Source organism: Pedobacter sp. BAL39 (assembly GCF_000170795.1).
In the GTDB taxonomy this organism is placed as follows: domain Bacteria; phylum Bacteroidota; class Bacteroidia; order Sphingobacteriales; family Sphingobacteriaceae; genus Pedobacter.
This window is the reverse complement of sequence record NZ_ABCM01000001.1, coordinates 208,188-225,975: the sequence shown is the minus strand read 5'-3', so window position 1 is coordinate 225,975 and position 17,788 is coordinate 208,188. Positions and strand designations below refer to the sequence as shown.

Below are 17,788 nucleotides of genomic sequence, written 5' to 3'. Positions count from 1 at the left end.
GCCTAGAGGGAAGTCATTTGCTTCAGGTTCCAGTCCTTGATGTCTTCAATCGTGATCCTGTCTTCATAGATCGCCTTTCCAACCACCACCGAGCGGATGTTCAGGTTGGCGAGCTCCTCGATGTCGGCCATAGAGCTGATGCCTCCTGAGGCGATCAGTTTAATGAACGGAGAGTGCTCCAGCAGTTTTTTATAGAGGTCGACAGCAGCGCCGCCTAATTTGCCATCCTTGTTGATGTCTGTGCAAAGGAACCTGAAGAAGCCCAGTTGCAGGCATTTATCCACATAGTCCATCAGTTTGATTGGCGAACTTTCCATCCATCCTGAATATTTGATGACCTCATCCAGCACATCAATGGCAATGACAATGCGGTTGGCATAGTCATATTTTTTGCCTACCTCTTTGCTGAGTTCCTCCAGGAAGTCAGGGTTGGTGATGGCCTGCGTGCCTACAATGACGCGGTGGATACCGGCATCAAGAAGGTCTGTTACCTGCTGGATGGTGCGGATACCGCCGCCGTACTGCACGCGCATGTCTGTTTTTTTGATGATGTCAAACAGGGCAGCCTGATTGCTGAAGTCGCCTTTAGCGCCGTTCAGGTCAATAATATGTATGAATTCTGTACCATTAGACCGGTAGGTTTCGATCATTTCGGCGATGGAAACGTCATAAACTGTTTTCTGGTTATAGTCGCCCTCTCTAAGGCGAACCACTTTCCCATCTAGAATATCAATTGCTGGAATGATGTACATTTTAGTATTTTAAGTTTGAAAAATTCTTTAATAAAAGCTCTCCGGCGATTCCGGATTTCTCCGGGTGAAACTGAACGCCATAGAAATTGTCCTTTTGTATTGCTGCAGAAAATGGCATGCCATAGTTTGCAGTAGCGATGTCAAAAGTAGGGTTATATTCAATAAAGTACGAATGGACGAAGTAAAATTGTGTCAGATTTTCAACACCTGCAAAAAGGGGATTGTTTTTATGGTCAATATTGTTCCATCCCATGTGCGGGATCTTAATCCCCTGATCCTTATTAAATAAGCGCGTATTCAGGGGGAAGATCTTCATCATTTCGGCATCTCCTTCCTCAGAATGGTCTGTAAGCAGTTGCATGCCTACACAGATGCCCAGCACCGGCTTCTTTAATTTTCTGATGGGCTCTACCAGGCCTGTGTGTTCCAGCTTGGCCATTGCAGCGCCCGCATGTCCTACACCCGGAATAATGATGTGGGTATATTTATCCAGATCTGCCTCCGTGTTCACCATACCGTAGTCCAGGTGTTGCCTTTCCAGTGCTGAAGTCAGGGAGAAGATGTTTCCAGCCCCATAGTTTACGATTCCAATCATTATAATACGCCTTTCGTGCTTGGTAATACCAGTTTTTCCGCGTCGCGTTTTATGGCCATTTTAATTGCTTTTGCAAAGGCTTTAAAGATCGCTTCAATTTTGTGATGCTCATTGTCGCCTTCCGCTTTAATGTTCAGGTTGCATTTTGCAGCATCGCTGAACGACTTGAAAAAGTGGTAGAACATTTCTGTAGGCATGTCACCAACCATCTCACGGCTAAATTCCGCTTCCCAGACGATCCAGTTCCTGCCACCGAAGTCGATCGCTGCCTGTGCTAAACAATCATCCATAGGCAAGCAAAAGCCGTACCGTTCCAGTCCAAGTTTGTTGCCGATGGCTTTTGCAAAGGCTTCACCCAGAGCTATTCCGGTATCTTCGATGGTGTGGTGTTCGTCGATATGGAGATCGCCGTTGGTTTTTATTTTCAGATCAATGCTGCCATGGCGTGCGATCTGGTCCAGCATGTGGTTGAAAAAATTGAGGCCAGTATCGATATGCGCTTTGCCAGTACCATCCAGGTCAATATCAATGCTGATTTTGGTTTCATTGGTATTGCGCTCATGGTGTACAGTCCTGGTGCCTGCTTTCAGCATGGTGTAGATGTCTTCCCAGTTTTTCGTTGCAATGGCAATGTATTCAGACAATGCTGCGGCTTTCTCCAGGTTTTCATTGGCACCGAGTGTCTCGTTATTATTTAGCCAGATGGATTTTGCACCCAGGTTTTTAGCGAGAATAACATCATTGATCCGGTCGCCGATCACGAAGGAATTTGCAAGGTCATAACCTTCAGCAAAGAAATGCTGCAGCAGGCCTGTATTGGGCTTACGTGTAGGTGCATTCTCATGCGCAAAGGTTCTGTCGATGATTACTTCTGCAAATTCCACCCCTTCATTGGCGAAAGTTTTCATGATGAAGTTGTGCACGGGCCAGAAGTTCGGCTCCGGATGGGAATCTGTGCCGAGGCCGTCCTGGTTGGTCACCATCACGAGCTCATAATCCAGCTCCTTTACTATTTTTGACAAATAATATAATGCGCGGGGGTAGAACTCCAGTTTTTCAAAGGAGTCGATCTGCTCGTCTTCAGGTTCAATAATCAGCGTGCCGTCCCTGTCTATAAATAATACTTTCTTCATGATGTTTAGTTGATCGATTGTAGTGCTTCCAGAAGGATCTGGTTTTCTTCGGTTGTTCCTATGGTGATTCGCAGACAGCCTTCACAAAGGGTGACTTTGGAGCGGTCCCTGACGATAATTCCTTTGTCTACCAATGCATTATAGGTATTCAACGCATCAATAACCTCAATGAGTATAAAGTTGGCATCGGAAGGGTGCACTTTTTTTACCATAGGGATGTCCAGCAGGCGTTCGCTGAGGCTGTCGCGCTCGGCAACCGTGGTTTTAATCCAGTCGTTAACTTGTCCTATGTTGGCCAATGCTTTCAGAGCAAGGTCCTGGGTGGCCTGGTTGATGTTGTAAGGAGGTTTAACCTTATTCAATACATCAATGACAGGTCGGGCAGCGAAAGCCATTCCCAGACGTAACGCTGCCAATCCCCATGCTTTGGAAAAAGTTTGCAGCACCACCAGGTTTGGGTATTCTGTCAATTCCTGGATAAAGGTTTTTTGCTTTGCATAGTTGATGTAAGCTTCATCAATTACCACCAGACCCCTAAAGTTGGCAAGTACCGTTTCAATGTCTGTACGGATGATGGAGTTGCCGGTGGGATTGTTAGGAGAGCAGATGAAGATCAACTTGGTATTTTCATCAACAGCCTCTGCAATTTTATCGAGGTCCAGCTGGTAGTTGGGGAGCAGGTTCACTTTACGCACCTCCACATTGTTAATGTTAGCAGAAACCTCATACATGCCATAGGTTGGCGGGAGAATCACCACATTGTCCTTTGCAGGTTCGCAGAATGCACGGAAGAGGAGGTCGATGGCCTCATCGCTGCCGTTGCCCAGGAAAGTGTTCTCTATCGGCACACCTTTAATTTTGCTCAATGCATCTTTTAGGTCAAGCTGCAGGGGATCAGGGTACCTGTTGAATGGCTGGTCCAGTGGGGAGCCGTAACTGTTTTCATTGGCATCCAGAAATACGCTGGCCTGCCCTTTATATTCATCCCTTGCCGTAGAATAAGGCTTTAGGTTTTTAATGTTTTCGCGTTGTAACTTATTGATATCCATCTTATGATTTTAAACGAATAGTGATTGCATTACGGTGTGCCTGCAAACCTTCTGCGGATGCAAGGACTTCTACCGTGTTACCTATATTTTGCAGACCTTCAATGCTGATGTGCTGGAAGGTGATTTTTTTAATGAAGGAGTCTAACGATACGCCTGAGTAGGCTTTCGCAAAACCGCTGGTGGGCAGGGTATGGTTCGTGCCCGAGGCGTAGTCGCCGGCACTTTCAGGCGTCAGGTTGCCGAGGAATACCGAACCTGCATTGCTGATCTGAGGGATCAGTTGCTCAAAGCTGCTCGTTGATAAGATCAGGTGTTCCGGGGCATAGCTATTGCTGAAGGCCATCCCTTCTTCCAGGCTGTCTACCAATACCGCATAAGAGTTTGCAATGGCTTTCGCTGCCACCTCTGCCCTGGGTAATGCTTTCAGCTGTGCTTCGATTTCTTTTAAGGTTTTAGCTATGAAATCTGATGAGGTAGCTACTAAAACAGTCTGACTATCAGCGCCATGTTCTGCTTGTGCTAAAAGGTCTGAGGCGACGTATGACGAATTGGCAGTCTCATCTGCGAGCACTAAAACCTCGGATGGCCCTGCGGGCATATCGATTGCAGTCATGGTTGACGACTGGATCAGCTGCTTGGCCTGGGTGACGTATCTGTTGCCCGGACCGAAGATCTTGTGTACCTTGGGTACACTTGCTGTTCCGTAAGCCATCGCTGCAACTGCCTGTGCACCGCCAATGAGGAAGATCTTGTTGATGCCCAGCTTCATGGCACAGTATGCAAGGTAACAGTTGGTCTTAGCATCTTTCTGAGGAGGAGAGCAGACTACAATCTCCTTGCATCCGGCGAGCATGGCGGGGATGCCCAGCATCAGGAAGGTACTCGGCAATACGGCCGATCCGCCGGGGATGTAGAGGCCTACACGCTCAATTGCGCGCGATTCCCGCCAGCAGGTGACACCGGGCATGGTCTCAATTTTATCTTCCACATTTACCTGTGAGGCATGGAATGCTTTGATGTTGTTGTAGGCGGTATCGATGGCTGTTTTTGCATCTTCAGGAATGCCTGCCGCTATTTGTTCGATCTCTTCCTTTTCGATAAAAAGGCTGTCGAGCTTTACCTGGTCAAACTGACTTGCATAATCAAATAATGCGCTGTCGCCTTCCACTTTTACACGGTCAACAATGTTTTTTACACGGTCAAGAATGCTGATGTCGTCTTCCAGCTGCCTCAGGCAGAGTGACGCTATCTCATCTTTAGATAAATCCTTATAGGTGTAGATTTTCAATGTGTTATGGTTTATGTTTAACTAATAGTTAACGACTGTTTTTGTGTTTATGCGATTATTTTTTCAATCGGCATGACCACAATTCCCTCTGCACCTGCGGCTTTCAGCGCATTGATTTTTTCCCAAAAGTCATACTCCGCAATGACCGAGTGTACTGCTACCCAGTCTTCATCAAACAAAGGCACGACAGTAGGGCTCTTCACTCCTGGCAGCAGGTTGACTACTTTTTCCAGATTGGTTTTTGCCACATTCAGCACTACATATTTTGTTTCTTTTGCACGCAGTACGGACATGATGCGCTGCAATAATTCCTGTACTTCGGGGATCAGCTCGGAGCCTGCTTTGCCGATCAGGATCGCTTCAGATTTCATGACTTCTGAGAATGGTTTAAGGCCATTGCTCTTCAGCGTTCCACCAGTGGAAACAATGTCGCAGATGGCATCACTTAGCCCGAGTCCGGGACCGATTTCTACTGATCCTGAGATGGTCCTTACTTCCGCATCAACATTGTTTTCTTTGAGGTATTTTTCAAGGATGACAGGGTAGGAGGTGGCAATTGCTTTACCGGCAAGCTCGGAGAGGTCGGTAATCGGGCTTTCATTAGGAATAGCAATCTTAAGTGTACATTTTCCAAAACCAAGACGTTGCAGGTAGGTCACATCGGCACCAGCCTCCACGATCACATTTTCCCCAACGATACCCAGGTCGGCAATGCCGTCCTGCACATATTCAGGAATATCATCATCCCTTAGGAAGAGGATTTCCAGCGGGAAATTGGTTACTGTGGAAATGAGTGAGCTTTTGTAGTTTTCGAATGATAAACCACAGTTCTTAAGAATTTCTACTGATTTTTCGTTAAGTCTACCCGATTTCTGGATAGCAATTTTTAGCGTTTTCAATTATGCTTTTGGAGTTAAATTGTAAAATTAATGAACAGGAAAATAGGTCGGAAACAAGTTTTGAAGTACAAAACATTACATATACATCGCCAACAGGCGATGGTGCAAATGTAAGTGATGGTTCAAAAATTGAGTCATAATTTATTTTTAAGTCCTTAATCAACAATGTCTAGCATCTTGAGGAGCTGCAAATATATAGATTGAATTTACAAATCAAAATATATATGGCATTTTATTTGATTAAAATGTACTGTAAAGAACTAAATTAACTTCTGATTTTGTATATAAATACCACCCCTGTGAGGAAAGCGCTGTTGGTCCTGATCCCCCTTAGTTTATTCATAAATGCCTGTTCCTGGTTTAAGGAAACACCTGAGGTCGGACTAGTCCTGTCGGCACATTTTGATCGCAAACTTTATAAAAATTTTGATACGGCAGCCTACAATGTAGTGTTTAGAACACACCTTGATTCCCTGAAAGGAAAGGTCTCCAATCCCAACACCATCAGGAACTTCTACGTAAATGTCAACTATGAGCCGCGCCTGGTGACGCAGTTTTTTGTGTCCGGACAGCTGGATAGTCTGGAGCAGTATCTGCTGCATAGCGACCGTCATGGTTTCAACCCTAAAATATTTCATGCCAAAGAATTAGCGGAGCTGCTACAAACGCTGAAGGCGGATCAGTTTAAGTCCATTCAGGAAGTGTACCCGCTGATTGCCGACCTCGAACTCAGTGCTGCAGCATCACTCATCAAGTATGATAACTTTGTCAGTTATGGCAGTCTCAATCCGAGGAAGTTGCTTTCCAGGTATTATGTGCCGGTAAAAAGACCTGACAGCTCCGGCATGTCGGAGCTGCTGGCCACAAAAGACCTGGCGAAACTGCTGCGGGACATTCAGCCTTCATCGGGGCAATACCTGGCCTTACAAAAGGAGCTGGCAGCTTTAAAAGCAGGGGGGCTGGGTAGCTCTGCCTCTGCCAGGACCATCCTCATCAATATGGAGCGCCTGAGGTGGAAACTGCCCGACATGGGCAATGAATATGTAGAAGTCAATATCCCCGACTTTTCACTCACCTGGTTTAATAAACAGGATACCGTGAGCCATATGAAAGTATGTGTTGGGGGTGCCAGGGAGGCGAACTACAAGGAAAAAATCGCGACCTACCTGAAGACGAAAAGCCTGGACGACAAGCCCAAGAATCATGAGACACCAATATTGTACAGTAAGCTGAACTCCATTCAAGTGAACCCGATCTGGAATATCCCCGTGAGTATCGCCCGCAGTGAGATCTATTGGATGGCACGTAAAGATCCTTTTTACCTCTCCAATAACAACATCAACGTTTATTATAAGGGCAAGCTGGTGAACGATCCGGATACCATCCAGTGGAACAAATATCCGAGGGAAAAACTGCCCTTCCAGTTTAAGCAGGGATCCGGTGGGGGAAATGCGCTTGGTAAGTTCAAGTTTATTTTCGACAATGGCTCGAGCATTTACCTGCATGACACCAATAATAAAACGGCTTTCGGCCGCGCCAACAGGGCCATCAGTCATGGTTGCGTGCGTGTGGAACGCCCGCTGGAGTTTGCCGAGAAGCTGGTGGGTAGCAAATATCAGTATGATCAACTGCGCATGGAGGTGAACCTACCACCGCTGGATACCACAAAAATGAATGTTTACCGTAAGAAACTTGCACAAAAAGCAGATACACTCAATGCTTTTCAGCTGAAACCAAAATGGTTCGGCACGAAAAAGCCGGTCCCACTGATCATCAACTACGTCACTGCCTGGTCGCAGAATGGCAAGATAGAGTTCCGGCCGGATGTGTACCGTTTAGATGAAACTTTATGGACAGCTATGCAGAAATTCATGTAAAAGTCCTACCTTTGGTTTTTAATGAATTTCCTATACCCAGGTTTTCTTTTCGCACTGCTGGCAATAGCCATTCCTATTGCAATTCACTTATTTAATTTCAGGAAATTCAAGAAGATTTACTTCAGTAACGTTCAGTTTCTGAAGGCAGCCACCGAACAGAATTCTTCGCGCGAAAAACTCAAACACCGAATGGTGTTGGTGTGCCGCATACTTGCCGTTGCCTTTCTGGTGATGGCCTTTGCCCGGCCCTACCTTCCTTTGGACCACAGGACCAATGTCGGGCAGCGGAATATGGTCAGCATTTACATCGACAACTCCTACAGCATGGAAACCGTCAACCAGGAGGGAAGCCTGCTGGATGAAGCACTGCGTAAAGCAAAGGAGATCGTTGCTGCCTATCCACTGAACGACCAGTTTCAGCTGATCACGAATGATTTTGAGGGTAAACACCAGCGACTGGTCAATAAAGAAGAATTCTTGCAGCTGCTGGAGGAGGTAAAGATCTCCGCTGCAGGACGGACCCTGCAACAGGTAGTCAATCGCATGCAGGGAGCTGCAGCTGCCAATGGAAACCAGATTGCCTACCTCTTGTCTGACTTCCAGCAGAGTTTTGCGGGGACGGAGAAAATCACTACTGGAAACGATATCCGTTATACATTAATCAAGCTGAATGCGAACCCGCAGCCCAATATTGCAGTGGACAGCATCTGGAGCCTGTCGCCAGTTCATCAGCCCAATCAACCAGAACAACTTGTCGTCAAGCTCCACAACTATGGGGAGGAGGACGCTGCGGATGTACCATTGCGCCTGACCTTAAACGGGCAACAGAAAGCGCTCAGCAACGCGAAGGTTGATGCGGGTAAGACCGTTAACGATACCCTGTCATTTGCAGGACTGCAGCGCGGCTGGCAGAAGGGGATATTACAGATCAAGGATTTTCCTCTGACTTTCGATGATGCCATGAACTTCAGTTTTGAAGTGAACACCTCCATGAAGGTGCTCAACATTACCGGTAATGCGGTACAGAATTTTATACCGTCGCTATATGCGGCCGACCCTTATTTTAAGCTGACAGAGATGCCGGAGGAAAATATCCAATACTCCACACTTCCTGAATATCAGCTCATCATCCTTTCCGGAATTAAAGAGCCGGGATCCGGATTGGCGGAACAACTCAAGGGCTATCTGCAGAACGGAGGATCGGTGGTCATTTTTCCGAACCTCGATGCCAATGCCAATGCCTACTCTGCTTTCCTGAATGCGTTGTCGCTCCCTTCCATCAGGCAGCTCAATGTGGGGACGGGAATAGGCAGCAGTATTGATCTGAAACATCCTTTGTTTAAAGACGTATTCGATCAGATTCCTGCCAATATGGATCTTCCACTGGTAAAACGTCATTTCAGTTTCGAAGTCCAGAATCAGAAAGCGAGAACAGACATCCTGAAACTGCCATTGAATGAATTTCTTTTTGCGCAATACGGTCTGGGTTCAGGGAAAATCTATCTGTCGGCAGTCTCCCTGGATCCGAAAGACAGCAACCTGGGCAGGCACCCGGTGTTTGTACCGATGATGTTTAAGATTGCTTTTTCCAGCCTCAAGGCACCCCCTTTGTATTATACTACCGGGAAGAGCAGCACATTGGAGATACCGAAAGTCAATCTGGGTAACAATCAGACCCTCATCCTGAAGGCGGATGCCGTAGAAGTGATTCCGGATGTACGCCAGACACCTGATCAGACATTGCTATATATTGCCGATCAGGTGCGCCAGTCGGGTTTTTATGACCTCCGCAAAGCGGATTCGCTATTGGCGGTTGTCGCATTTAATGATAACAGGCTGGAGTCGGATATGCATTATGCCTCTGAAGATAACATGAAAGCGCTGTTCGACAGCAAGCAGTTATCCGTTTACAATTCTAAGAAAGACGCCTTGTCGATGAATATACAAGCAAAAAATAACAGCATTGAGTTATGGAAACTTTCCCTAATTTTGGCTGTTGTTTTTTTAGCCCTGGAAATACTATTGATCCGATTTTTTAATAATTCAAAAAACATACAAACATCATGAATCTTCTTATCACCGGAGTAACCATTGCCGATCCCAACAGTCCGTTTAACCAACAAGTATGTGATGTACGTGTGGTCCAGGGAAAGATCACGACCATTGGCAGTAACTTAAAGTCTGCGGATGGTGAAAAGGTGTTCGATGGCTCAGGAGCGGTATTGTCGCCGGGGTTTTTCGATCTCAACTGTTCCATCGGAGATCCGGGTTTTGAAACGAAAGAAGATATAGATACAGCCACTGCTGCTGCACGCGCGGGTGGATTTACTGGGCTGGCTGTATTGCCGAACAGCAGTCCGGTGGTACATTCCAAAGCGGAGGTCCGCTACATCATCAATAAAGCCAGCGGCAACCTGGTGGATGTATTGCCCGTAGGTGCTGTGAGCCGCGACCTGGAAGGGAAGGAGCTGGCAGAACTTTATGATATGAAAACTGCCGGTGCAGTGGCCTTCTCTGATGGCAGCAAGCCTCTTACGGATGATGGCTTCATGAGCCGTGCCCTGCAATATGCCAAAGGTTTCGATGGGTTGCTGATGGTGCACCCTGAAAATAAATACATCTCTGGAAAGTCGCAGGTAAACGAAAGCAAGACGAGTGTTCTGCTGGGTATGAAAGGGGTACCTGCCCTTGCTGAAGAAATGCACATCAGCAGGGACATTTTCCTGGCCGCCTATCACGATGCACCCCTGCACATCAGCAACATCACTACTGCTGGTGCTGTCTCACTAATCAAAAAGGCAAAAAAAGACGGATTAAAGATCAGCTGCGATGTAGCTGCACACCACTTGGTATGGACGGAAGAACTGCTGAACGACTTTGACAGCAACTATAAGGTGAAACCACCGCTTCGCGGGAAGTCGGACGTACGTGCCCTGATTGCCGGATTGAAAGATGGGGTCATTGATGCTGTTGTTTCCCAGCACCGCCCGCAGGAAATAGAATTTAAGGCGGTGGAGTTTGAAATTGCTGCTTACGGTGTGATTGCACTGCAGACGGTACTTCCACTGCTGATCAAAGCAGGGCTTGATGCCGCCCAGATCGCAGAGAAGCTGTCCATCAACCCGAGGAAATTGCTGAACCTGCCCGTACCTGTGATTGCTGAAAATGAAAATGCTAACTTTACGATGTACCGCCCTGCAGAAGTCTGGGACTACACGCTGGCGAACAACTATTCGAAATCATCAAATACCCCACTGTTAAATAAAAAACTGACCGGTAAAGTAACACTGGTATACAATAACAAACAATTGCAAGCATATGGATAATCATGTAAAAACCGCGCTGATCGCGTCATTAGATAAATTTGCCGTCGTATCAGGAAATGAATCCCTTCAGTTGGAAGAAAGATTGGTAGAGATTTTCAGTAAAGACCTGGGCTTTCTGGAAAAGGTTGAGGAGTTTGACGAAGCTTTCAACGAATATCCTGCATTTGAACCATTGAGAGAAGTGTTTTTCGATCTGCTGATGATCAACTTTTTTGCCAATGATGTAAAGAAACTGGAAGAAGACTACCTGGAATCGGATGAATGGGCTGACATTGAGGAGGAGACTATAGAAAGAGGAACTGAGCTGCTCAACCTACTTCTGTATATCAATGAGTGTCATGATGAGCGCATCAAACCTGAGCTGGGTGATTTCCTGAAAGAGTTTTTGCTCGTTGAGGAAGATGAATTCCAGGATGAGTTCCACATTTATGAAGACCTCATCAGCAACCAGCAACTGGTAGAGACCTCGATTGAAGACATCGTCAGCCATGCCGGCATGATAGAGATTGCTGAGGAAATGGAAGAACTGTTCGTTCCTTTCATGGCCTTTTTCCATCAGCCAAAAGTAAGCGAAGAAGTGATTGCCGATTTGAATTCATTCAGTGCGAATAAAGAATTTGATATTGCCGTTTACACACTAATTGCTAATTTTAACAAAAACTAAAAATAACGCTTACTATGGAAGAGAAAACTTTAGGAGAGAAAAAGACACTCAATACAATGGCAGCAACAAACGGGGTAATTATTGCCATTGTGACGCTCGTATTATCGTTGGTGATCCATTTTATTGATCCAGTGTTACCATATACCAGTCTGTTGGTGCAACTGTTCTCATTTGTTGTTTTCATCGGACTGCTGGTGTATGCCGGTACGTCCATCAGAAAGGAGCTTGGAGGTTTCTGGACTTTTGGAGATGCATTTAAGTCATTCCTGATTATAGCTTTAATCCTCGCTGCTGTCACTACGGTATATAACGTGGTCCTCATGACGGTAATAGATCCTGAATTGCCCAAAAAAGCTGCTGTAGCAATTGAGGAATCTCAACGTAGCATGATGGCTAGGTTTGGGGCAACGGAAGAACAGATTGAAGAGGCTTTGGCCCAGGGTGGAAATATGGAAGAGAGGCTGCGCATTACCCCTAAAAATGTGGTGACCAGTTTCGGTGTAGGTCTGGCGATATATGGCATCATCGCATTGATTATGGCCGCCATACTTAAGAAGAATCCGCCATTGTTTAAACCAACTACGGAAGATTAAAGCCTATATAATCATTTAACAACGTGTGAATTTCTCATTTTTAATGATGAAATTTGCACGTTGCTTTTTTTAGCATGTTATCAAATCATGGATATTTCTATTGTTGTTCCTTTATATAATGAAGAGGAGTCTCTTCCTGAACTGACTGCCTGGATCGAAAAGGTCATGGTAGCCAATAACTTCTCTTACGAGCTGCTGTTTGTGGATGACGGGAGTACAGATACTTCCTGGTCGGTCATTGAGGATTTAAGGGCTCAGTACCCGGCGGTAAAAGGCATCAAGTTCAGAAGGAACTATGGCAAGTCTGCAGCCTTAAACGTAGCTTTCGAAGCCGCTGAAGGTGATGTTGTCATCACGATGGATGCCGATCTGCAGGATAGCCCTGACGAAATTCCCGAACTCTTCCGCCGCCTGAAAGAGGAGCGGATGGACATCATCTCCGGCTGGAAGAAGAAACGTTACGATCCAATCACCAAAACCATCCCCACGAAACTCTTCAATGCCGCAACACGCAGCATGTCGGGCATTCAGCTGAACGACTTCAACTGTGGTCTGAAAGCTTACCGTAAGGATGTGGTAAAGACCATTGAGGTCTATGGGGAGATGCACCGTTATATTCCTGTGATTGCCAAATGGGCAGGCTTTAAAAATATCGGGGAGCAGGTGGTGGAACACCGCGCAAGGAAATATGGGGTAACGAAGTTCGGCCTCAGCCGGTTCATCAACGGATTTCTGGACTTACTGTCCATATTTTTTGTCGGCAAGTTCGGCAAAAGACCAATGCACTTTTTCGGATCTCTGGGCGTGCTGAGCTTTTTCCTGGGTACTTTTATGGCATTGTGGATGATCGGAGAAAAATTATACCACATCGCTGCCTCCATTCCTTATAAGAGAGAAATTACCGATCAGCCTTTGTTTTACATTGCGCTTGTAGCCATCATCCTGGGGTCTCAATTGTTCCTTACTGGATTCGTGGCCGAGCTGGTCACCAGGAATGCACCGGAACGCAACCAGTACCTGATTGAAAAAGAAATTCGCTAAGCATGTTTTTCTCTATCATTATTCCACTTTACAACCGTCCGCAGGAGATTGACGAACTGCTGAACTCACTCACGAAGCAAACTTACCTTCAGTTTGAGGTACTCGTGATTGAAGATGGTTCCAAAAATGATGCAAAGGTAATTGTAGACCGATATGCCGACCGACTGGACGTCAGGTATTTTTTTAAACCCAATGAAGGGCAAGGCTTTGCCCGTAACTATGGTTTTGAGCGGGCCAAAGGTGATTACTTTGTCATTTTTGATTCCGACTGCCTGATCCCCGGGGATTATCTGGAAACGGTTAAAGATTACCTTTTCGACCACAATCTGGATGCCTATGGTGGTCCGGATGCGGCACACCAGACTTTTACGCCCGTGCAGAAGGCCATCAGCTATGCGATGACTTCACCTTTTACTACCGGTGGCATCAGGGGCAATAAAAAACACATGGGTCAGTTTCATCCGCGGAGTTTCAATATGGGAGTGTCGCGCGAGGTTTGGGAGAACGTTGGAGGTTTTATCCTCACCAGACTCGGGGAAGACATTGAATACAGCATTCGCATCCATAAAAGTGGGTATAAAATTGGCCTGATCCCGGCAGCGAAAGTTTTTCATAAACGCCGCACCAGTTTTGCGCAGTTTTACAAACAGCTGCACTTCTTTGGACGTGCACGCATCAATATCTACAAACATTTTCCCTCAGAGCTGAAGCTGGTACATTTTTTTCCTGCGGCATTCACCTGTTTTGTGATGTTCACGTTAATCATCAATATTGTGTATTGGCCTTTGGCGTATTTGTGTAACTTTATACTGCTGTTATTTCTAATGTTGAACTTTTTTCATTCATGGCAGGTCAACAAGTCAATAAAAGTTGCATTTTTGAGCGTGATTGCAGCGTTCATCCAGCTGACAGCCTATGGGCTTGGCTTCATGCAGGATTTTATTAAGCGAGTAGTATTCAAACAACAATGATAAGTTTTTTAAAAGAAAGTACGTTTACCGTTAATGAGGTGATTGTTAAAGCATGGGCCGTCACCCGGAGGAATTATTTCTCTATTGCTACGCTGTGCTTTCTGATGTTCATTACTTCAATGGCATCCACCATTCTGTCCAGTCTGCTGGGAGAGATCGATTTCTTTCTGAGCCTCTTTATGCTGGTGGTGTTTGTATTGTTGTATTTTACGCTGAACCTCACCCTTTTCCGCTACATCTTCCACTTGCTGGACGATGAGGAGAAAGATGTGATGATCGTTCATACAATTCCTACGAGATTGCAGATCATGACCTTCCTGATCGCATCGCTTTCCTTTATGGGTATCGTTCTGATGGTGATGTTTGTAACGGCATTCCTTCCTTTCCTGGTTTTTTACATTATGTTAAAGATCCGGATTTTTGCGGTGGGACAGCAGACATTCAACCTCATCTCTAATATCTTCCTGGCGATTGGCTTCCTTTCAGCATTTGTGGCATTTTTGAGGCTGTCATTCTTTCCTTTTTTTATCATTGACAAACAAACGAATAAGCTAAGGTTTACGGAGATCAGCTTCTCCAAAACAACGGGCTCCTTTATAGGCAGGGTGTTTAAGGTAATCGGCTTGCTGTTCACGCAGGCTTTGGTATCCATTAAATTGAGCCTCGCCCTTACCAAGGGCAACTTTACCAAACTGCTGATCCTTTTAGCTGTATTGGGTGCTTTCGGGTATTTGTATGGTTACCTGCGTGGTAACGATGTGTTTCTGCCTGGCAAGCTTTACATCATTATTGTGGTGATCTTATTCATCTCCTTTATTATTGTGCCCCTAACCGCTGTTGCGCTTACTGTAGCTTACAGGAAGATGGTGAGCGACTATACAGGTGATGCGGAGCCAGACATTATTCATAATATAGTTTAAACATATTTATGGGATTAAAAGCGGCATTAAGTAAACCATTTGCAGCCCTTGTTGTCAGGCGCATCAATAAATGGAAAAAAGATGCAGTGGGTGCTCAGGAGAAGATCATGGGCAGGCTGACCGATACCGCCAGACATACAGCCTTCGGAAAGGACCATAACTTCGGTTCCATCCTTACTTATGAGGATTTTAAGAAAGAAGTGCCAATCCGTGATTATGAAGATTTACGCCCTTATATCGACAGGGTCGTGAATGGGGAGCCGGATGTCATGTGGAAGGGGAAACCTCAGTATTTTGCAAAAACTTCCGGCACTACTTCGGGCGTTAAATACATTCCCATCTCCAAAGAATCAATGCCTGAGCACATCAAAGCGGCAAGGAATGCGTTGCTTACCTACATCCATGAAACCGGAAACGTAAAGTTTGTCGACGGCAAGATGATCTTCCTGCAGGGCAGCCCGGTCATGAGCAAAAAAAATGGCATTAACGTAGGCAGGCTGTCTGGCATCGTTGCCCATCTGGTACCGGCCTATCTTCAGAGAAACAGGTTGCCTTCTTATGAAACCAATTGTATCGAGGACTGGGAGGACAAAGTAGAAGCAATTGTTCAGGAAACCATTCATCAGGACATGCGCCTGATCTCGGGAATTCCGCCATGGGTACAAATGTATTTTGATAAGCTTACGGAGCAATCGGGTGGAAAACAAATCAAGGATATTTTCAAAAACTTCAGTCTCTTTGTATATGGAGGGGTCAATTATGAACCCTATCGTTCAAAGATTGAGGCCAGTATCGGCAGGAAGGTAGATACCATAGAAACTTATCCTGCATCCGAAGGTTTCATTGCCTATCAGGACAGTCAGCGGGACAAAGGTATGCTGCTGCTTGCCGATGCGGGAATCTTTTATGAGTTCATCCCTGCCGATGAGTATTACAACGATAAGCCTACACGTCTGAACCTGGGGCAGGTGGAATTGGATGTGAACTATGCTTTGATCCTGAACACCAATGCGGGACTGTGGGGTTACAGCATCGGTGATACGGTGAAGTTCATCTCCAAAAATCCCTACCGGATTATGGTGACAGGCAGGATTAAACATTTCATCTCCGCTTTTGGGGAGCACGTGATTGGTGAAGAAGTCGAACATGCCTTGTTGTCTGTGGCCAATGAAGAAGGTGTCGGTATCACAGAATTTACAGTGGCACCCCAGGTGAGCACTCCTGCAGGGGAACTTCCTTATCATGAATGGTTCATTGAGTTTTCAAACCCTCCAAAAGACATTACAGGCTTCAGCAAAAAGGTTGATGAAGCTTTGCAAAAGAAGAATATTTACTATTTTGACCTCATTGAGGGTAAAATACTACAGCCTTTGATCATCCGTTCCCTTCAGAAAGATGCGTTTGTACAGTATATGAAAACGCAGGGTAAGCTTGGTGGCCAGAATAAAGTGCCCCGCTTGTCGAACGACCGGAAGATTGCAGACGATTTAAGAAATTTTACAATTTGAAAAATATATCCATTTTAGGCGCTACTGGTTCTGTGGGAACCCAAGCCTTAGAGGTAGTTGCCGCCAATCCCGGACTATATAAGGTAGCTGCCCTTACAGCGCAGTCTAACAGTGCCCTGCTGATTGAGCAGGCCCGGGCTTTTCAGCCGGAGCTGGTCGTGATTGGTGACGAGTGCCTGTATGAACAGGTGAAATCGGCATTGTCAGGTACCAACATTCGTGTGGCTGCCGGGGAAGCGGCGATTTCTGAAGCTGCGGGATTGTCGGGTGTCGATCTCGTGCTGACCGCAATTGTGGGCTCGGCAGGTCTGAAACCGACCATTGCCGCTATTGAGGCGGGGGCCGACATTGCGCTGGCAAATAAAGAAACACTGGTTGTTGCCGGAGACCTGATTACAAGCCTTGCCAAAACTCATGGTGTATCCATTATCCCTGTGGACTCCGAGCACTCTGCGATCTACCAATGTCTGGTAGGCGAGGACTACAAGGCGTTGGAGAAAATCTACCTTACTGCTTCCGGAGGTCCCTTCCGCGGAAAAGACCGGGACTTTTTGGCCAATGTGACCAAGCTGGAAGCTCTAAAACATCCAAACTGGGTGATGGGTGCCAAGATCACTATCGACTCGGCATCCCTCATGAACAAAGGCCTGGAGGTGATTGAAGCCAAATGGCTCTTCGGACTGGAAACAGACCAGATTGATGTGATTGTTCACCCACAGTCGATCGTCCATTCCATTGCGCAGTTTAATGATGGCTCGATGAAAGCCCAGATGGGGCTTCCCGATATGAAACTTCCCATTCACTTTGCCATGGCCTATCCAGACAGAATAAGCACGGATTTTGAACGTTTCAATTTTATTGATTATCCGGAGCTCAATTTTTACAAACCTGATACTTCCACCTTCAGAAATCTTGACCTCGCCTATACTGCTTTGCGTAAAGGTGGGAACATGCCTTGCATCATAAATGCAGCCAATGAAGTGGTGGTCAGTGCCTTCCTACAGGATAAAATCGGTTTTCTGGAGATGAGTGATGTGATCGAGGAATGTATGGAAACGATTCAGTTCATCGCCAAACCAGGACTGAATAATTATTTAGAAACGGATGTACATACACGTATATTTGCTGACGAACTAGTAACAAAGTAGACTTTTAACAATCAAAATTTAAAA

At 45.9% G+C, this 17,788-nt stretch carries 16 protein-coding genes; 10 read left to right on the top strand and 6 right to left on the bottom strand.

Going from position 1 to position 17,788, the window contains the following annotated elements; all coding sequences use genetic code 11:
* Positions 1 to 2: 2 nt before the first annotated feature.
* The 6 genes from hisA to hisG are packed head-to-tail and all read right to left on the bottom strand — an operon-like array spanning position 3 to position 5,716.
* Positions 3 to 752: a 1-(5-phosphoribosyl)-5-[(5-phosphoribosylamino)methylideneamino]imidazole-4-carboxamide isomerase gene (gene hisA, locus PBAL39_RS01005; RefSeq protein WP_008237303.1), complete on the bottom strand. Its 750-nt coding sequence runs from the start codon at positions 750 to 752 to the stop codon at positions 3 to 5.
* 1 nt (position 753) lies between these two features.
* Positions 754 to 1,347: an imidazole glycerol phosphate synthase subunit HisH gene (hisH, locus tag PBAL39_RS01000; protein WP_008237302.1), complete on the bottom strand. Its 594-nt coding sequence runs from the start codon at positions 1,345 to 1,347 to the stop codon at positions 754 to 756.
* A complete protein-coding gene (gene hisB / locus PBAL39_RS00995; protein WP_008237301.1) occupies positions 1,347 to 2,480 on the bottom strand; it encodes a bifunctional histidinol-phosphatase/imidazoleglycerol-phosphate dehydratase HisB in 1,134 nt (377 codons plus the stop codon). Before hisB ends, hisH begins: the two co-directional genes overlap by 1 nt.
* Before the next feature lie 5 nt (positions 2,481 to 2,485).
* Positions 2,486 to 3,529 (bottom strand): histidinol-phosphate transaminase, encoded by a 1,044-nt coding sequence (gene hisC / locus PBAL39_RS00990; RefSeq protein WP_008237300.1) that lies wholly within the window; start codon positions 3,527 to 3,529, stop codon positions 2,486 to 2,488.
* A 1-nt stretch (position 3,530) separates the two neighbouring features.
* Positions 3,531 to 4,817 carry a histidinol dehydrogenase gene (gene hisD / locus PBAL39_RS00985; protein ID WP_008237299.1) on the bottom strand — a complete coding sequence of 429 codons (1,287 nt, stop codon included), beginning with the start codon at positions 4,815 to 4,817 and terminating at the stop codon, positions 3,531 to 3,533.
* Positions 4,818 to 4,864: 47 nt separating this feature from the next.
* The gene (gene hisG, locus PBAL39_RS00980) at positions 4,865 to 5,716 is read right to left on the bottom strand and encodes an ATP phosphoribosyltransferase (protein WP_008237298.1); all 852 of its coding nucleotides are present in this window, start codon (positions 5,714 to 5,716) and stop codon (positions 4,865 to 4,867) included.
* Positions 5,717 to 5,994: 278 nt separating this feature from the next.
* On the opposite strand from hisG, the gene PBAL39_RS00975 reads away from it, so the two are divergent.
* From PBAL39_RS00975 to PBAL39_RS00930, 10 genes are all read left to right on the top strand, one after another.
* Entirely contained in the window at positions 5,995 to 7,593 is a 1,599-nt protein-coding gene (locus PBAL39_RS00975; protein ID WP_008237296.1) for a L,D-transpeptidase family protein, read from the top strand.
* Positions 7,594 to 7,614: 21 nt separating this feature from the next.
* Positions 7,615 to 9,660, top strand: coding sequence for a BatA and WFA domain-containing protein (locus PBAL39_RS00970; protein ID WP_008237295.1), 2,046 nt, complete (start codon positions 7,615 to 7,617; stop codon positions 9,658 to 9,660).
* Positions 9,657 to 10,919: a dihydroorotase family protein gene (locus PBAL39_RS00965; RefSeq protein ID WP_008237294.1), complete on the top strand. Its 1,263-nt coding sequence runs from the start codon at positions 9,657 to 9,659 to the stop codon at positions 10,917 to 10,919. Before PBAL39_RS00970 ends, PBAL39_RS00965 begins: the two co-directional genes overlap by 4 nt.
* Positions 10,912 to 11,583: a hypothetical protein gene (locus PBAL39_RS00960; protein ID WP_008237293.1), complete on the top strand. Its 672-nt coding sequence runs from the start codon at positions 10,912 to 10,914 to the stop codon at positions 11,581 to 11,583. The genes PBAL39_RS00965 and PBAL39_RS00960 overlap by 8 nt, the downstream gene beginning before the upstream one ends.
* Before the next feature lie 14 nt (positions 11,584 to 11,597).
* Positions 11,598 to 12,176 (top strand): DUF4199 domain-containing protein, encoded by a 579-nt coding sequence (locus tag PBAL39_RS00955; protein WP_008237292.1) that lies wholly within the window; start codon positions 11,598 to 11,600, stop codon positions 12,174 to 12,176.
* 87 nt (positions 12,177 to 12,263) lie between these two features.
* Positions 12,264 to 13,217, top strand: a complete 954-nt coding sequence (locus tag PBAL39_RS00950) for a glycosyltransferase family 2 protein (protein WP_008237291.1) — start codon at positions 12,264 to 12,266, stop codon at positions 13,215 to 13,217.
* Positions 13,218 to 13,219: 2 nt separating this feature from the next.
* Entirely contained in the window at positions 13,220 to 14,188 is a 969-nt protein-coding gene (locus PBAL39_RS00945; RefSeq protein ID WP_008237290.1) for a glycosyltransferase family 2 protein, read from the top strand.
* Entirely contained in the window at positions 14,185 to 15,108 is a 924-nt protein-coding gene (locus tag PBAL39_RS00940; RefSeq protein WP_008237289.1) for a hypothetical protein, read from the top strand. Before PBAL39_RS00945 ends, PBAL39_RS00940 begins: the two co-directional genes overlap by 4 nt.
* Before the next feature lie 8 nt (positions 15,109 to 15,116).
* A complete protein-coding gene (locus PBAL39_RS00935) occupies positions 15,117 to 16,616 on the top strand; it encodes a GH3 auxin-responsive promoter family protein (RefSeq protein ID WP_008237288.1) in 1,500 nt (499 codons plus the stop codon).
* Entirely contained in the window at positions 16,613 to 17,764 is a 1,152-nt protein-coding gene (locus tag PBAL39_RS00930) for a 1-deoxy-D-xylulose-5-phosphate reductoisomerase (protein ID WP_008237287.1), read from the top strand. The genes PBAL39_RS00935 and PBAL39_RS00930 overlap by 4 nt, the downstream gene beginning before the upstream one ends.
* The last annotated feature ends 24 nt before the right edge of the window (positions 17,765 to 17,788 follow it).

Bases quoted from the DNA above. Each gene is read 5' to 3' on its own strand.
- hisA (WP_008237303.1), bottom strand. From the start codon at position 752: ATGTACATCATTCCAGCAATTGATATTCTAGATGGGAAAGTGGTTCGC.
- hisH (WP_008237302.1), bottom strand. From the start codon at position 1,347: ATGATTGGAATCGTAAACTATGGGGCTGGAAACATCTTCTCCCTGACT.
- hisB (WP_008237301.1), bottom strand. From the start codon at position 2,480: ATGAAGAAAGTATTATTTATAGACAGGGACGGCACGCTGATTATTGAA.
- hisC (WP_008237300.1), bottom strand. From the start codon at position 3,529: ATGGATATCAATAAGTTACAACGCGAAAACATTAAAAACCTAAAGCCT.
- PBAL39_RS00970 (WP_008237295.1), top strand. From the start codon at position 7,615: ATGAATTTCCTATACCCAGGTTTTCTTTTCGCACTGCTGGCAATAGCC.
- PBAL39_RS00965 (WP_008237294.1), top strand. From the start codon at position 9,657: ATGAATCTTCTTATCACCGGAGTAACCATTGCCGATCCCAACAGTCCG.
- PBAL39_RS00960 (WP_008237293.1), top strand. From the start codon at position 10,912: ATGGATAATCATGTAAAAACCGCGCTGATCGCGTCATTAGATAAATTT.
- PBAL39_RS00955 (WP_008237292.1), top strand. From the start codon at position 11,598: ATGGAAGAGAAAACTTTAGGAGAGAAAAAGACACTCAATACAATGGCA.
- PBAL39_RS00950 (WP_008237291.1), top strand. From the start codon at position 12,264: ATGGATATTTCTATTGTTGTTCCTTTATATAATGAAGAGGAGTCTCTT.
- PBAL39_RS00945 (WP_008237290.1), top strand. From the start codon at position 13,220: ATGTTTTTCTCTATCATTATTCCACTTTACAACCGTCCGCAGGAGATT.
- PBAL39_RS00940 (WP_008237289.1), top strand. From the start codon at position 14,185: ATGATAAGTTTTTTAAAAGAAAGTACGTTTACCGTTAATGAGGTGATT.
- PBAL39_RS00935 (WP_008237288.1), top strand. From the start codon at position 15,117: ATGGGATTAAAAGCGGCATTAAGTAAACCATTTGCAGCCCTTGTTGTC.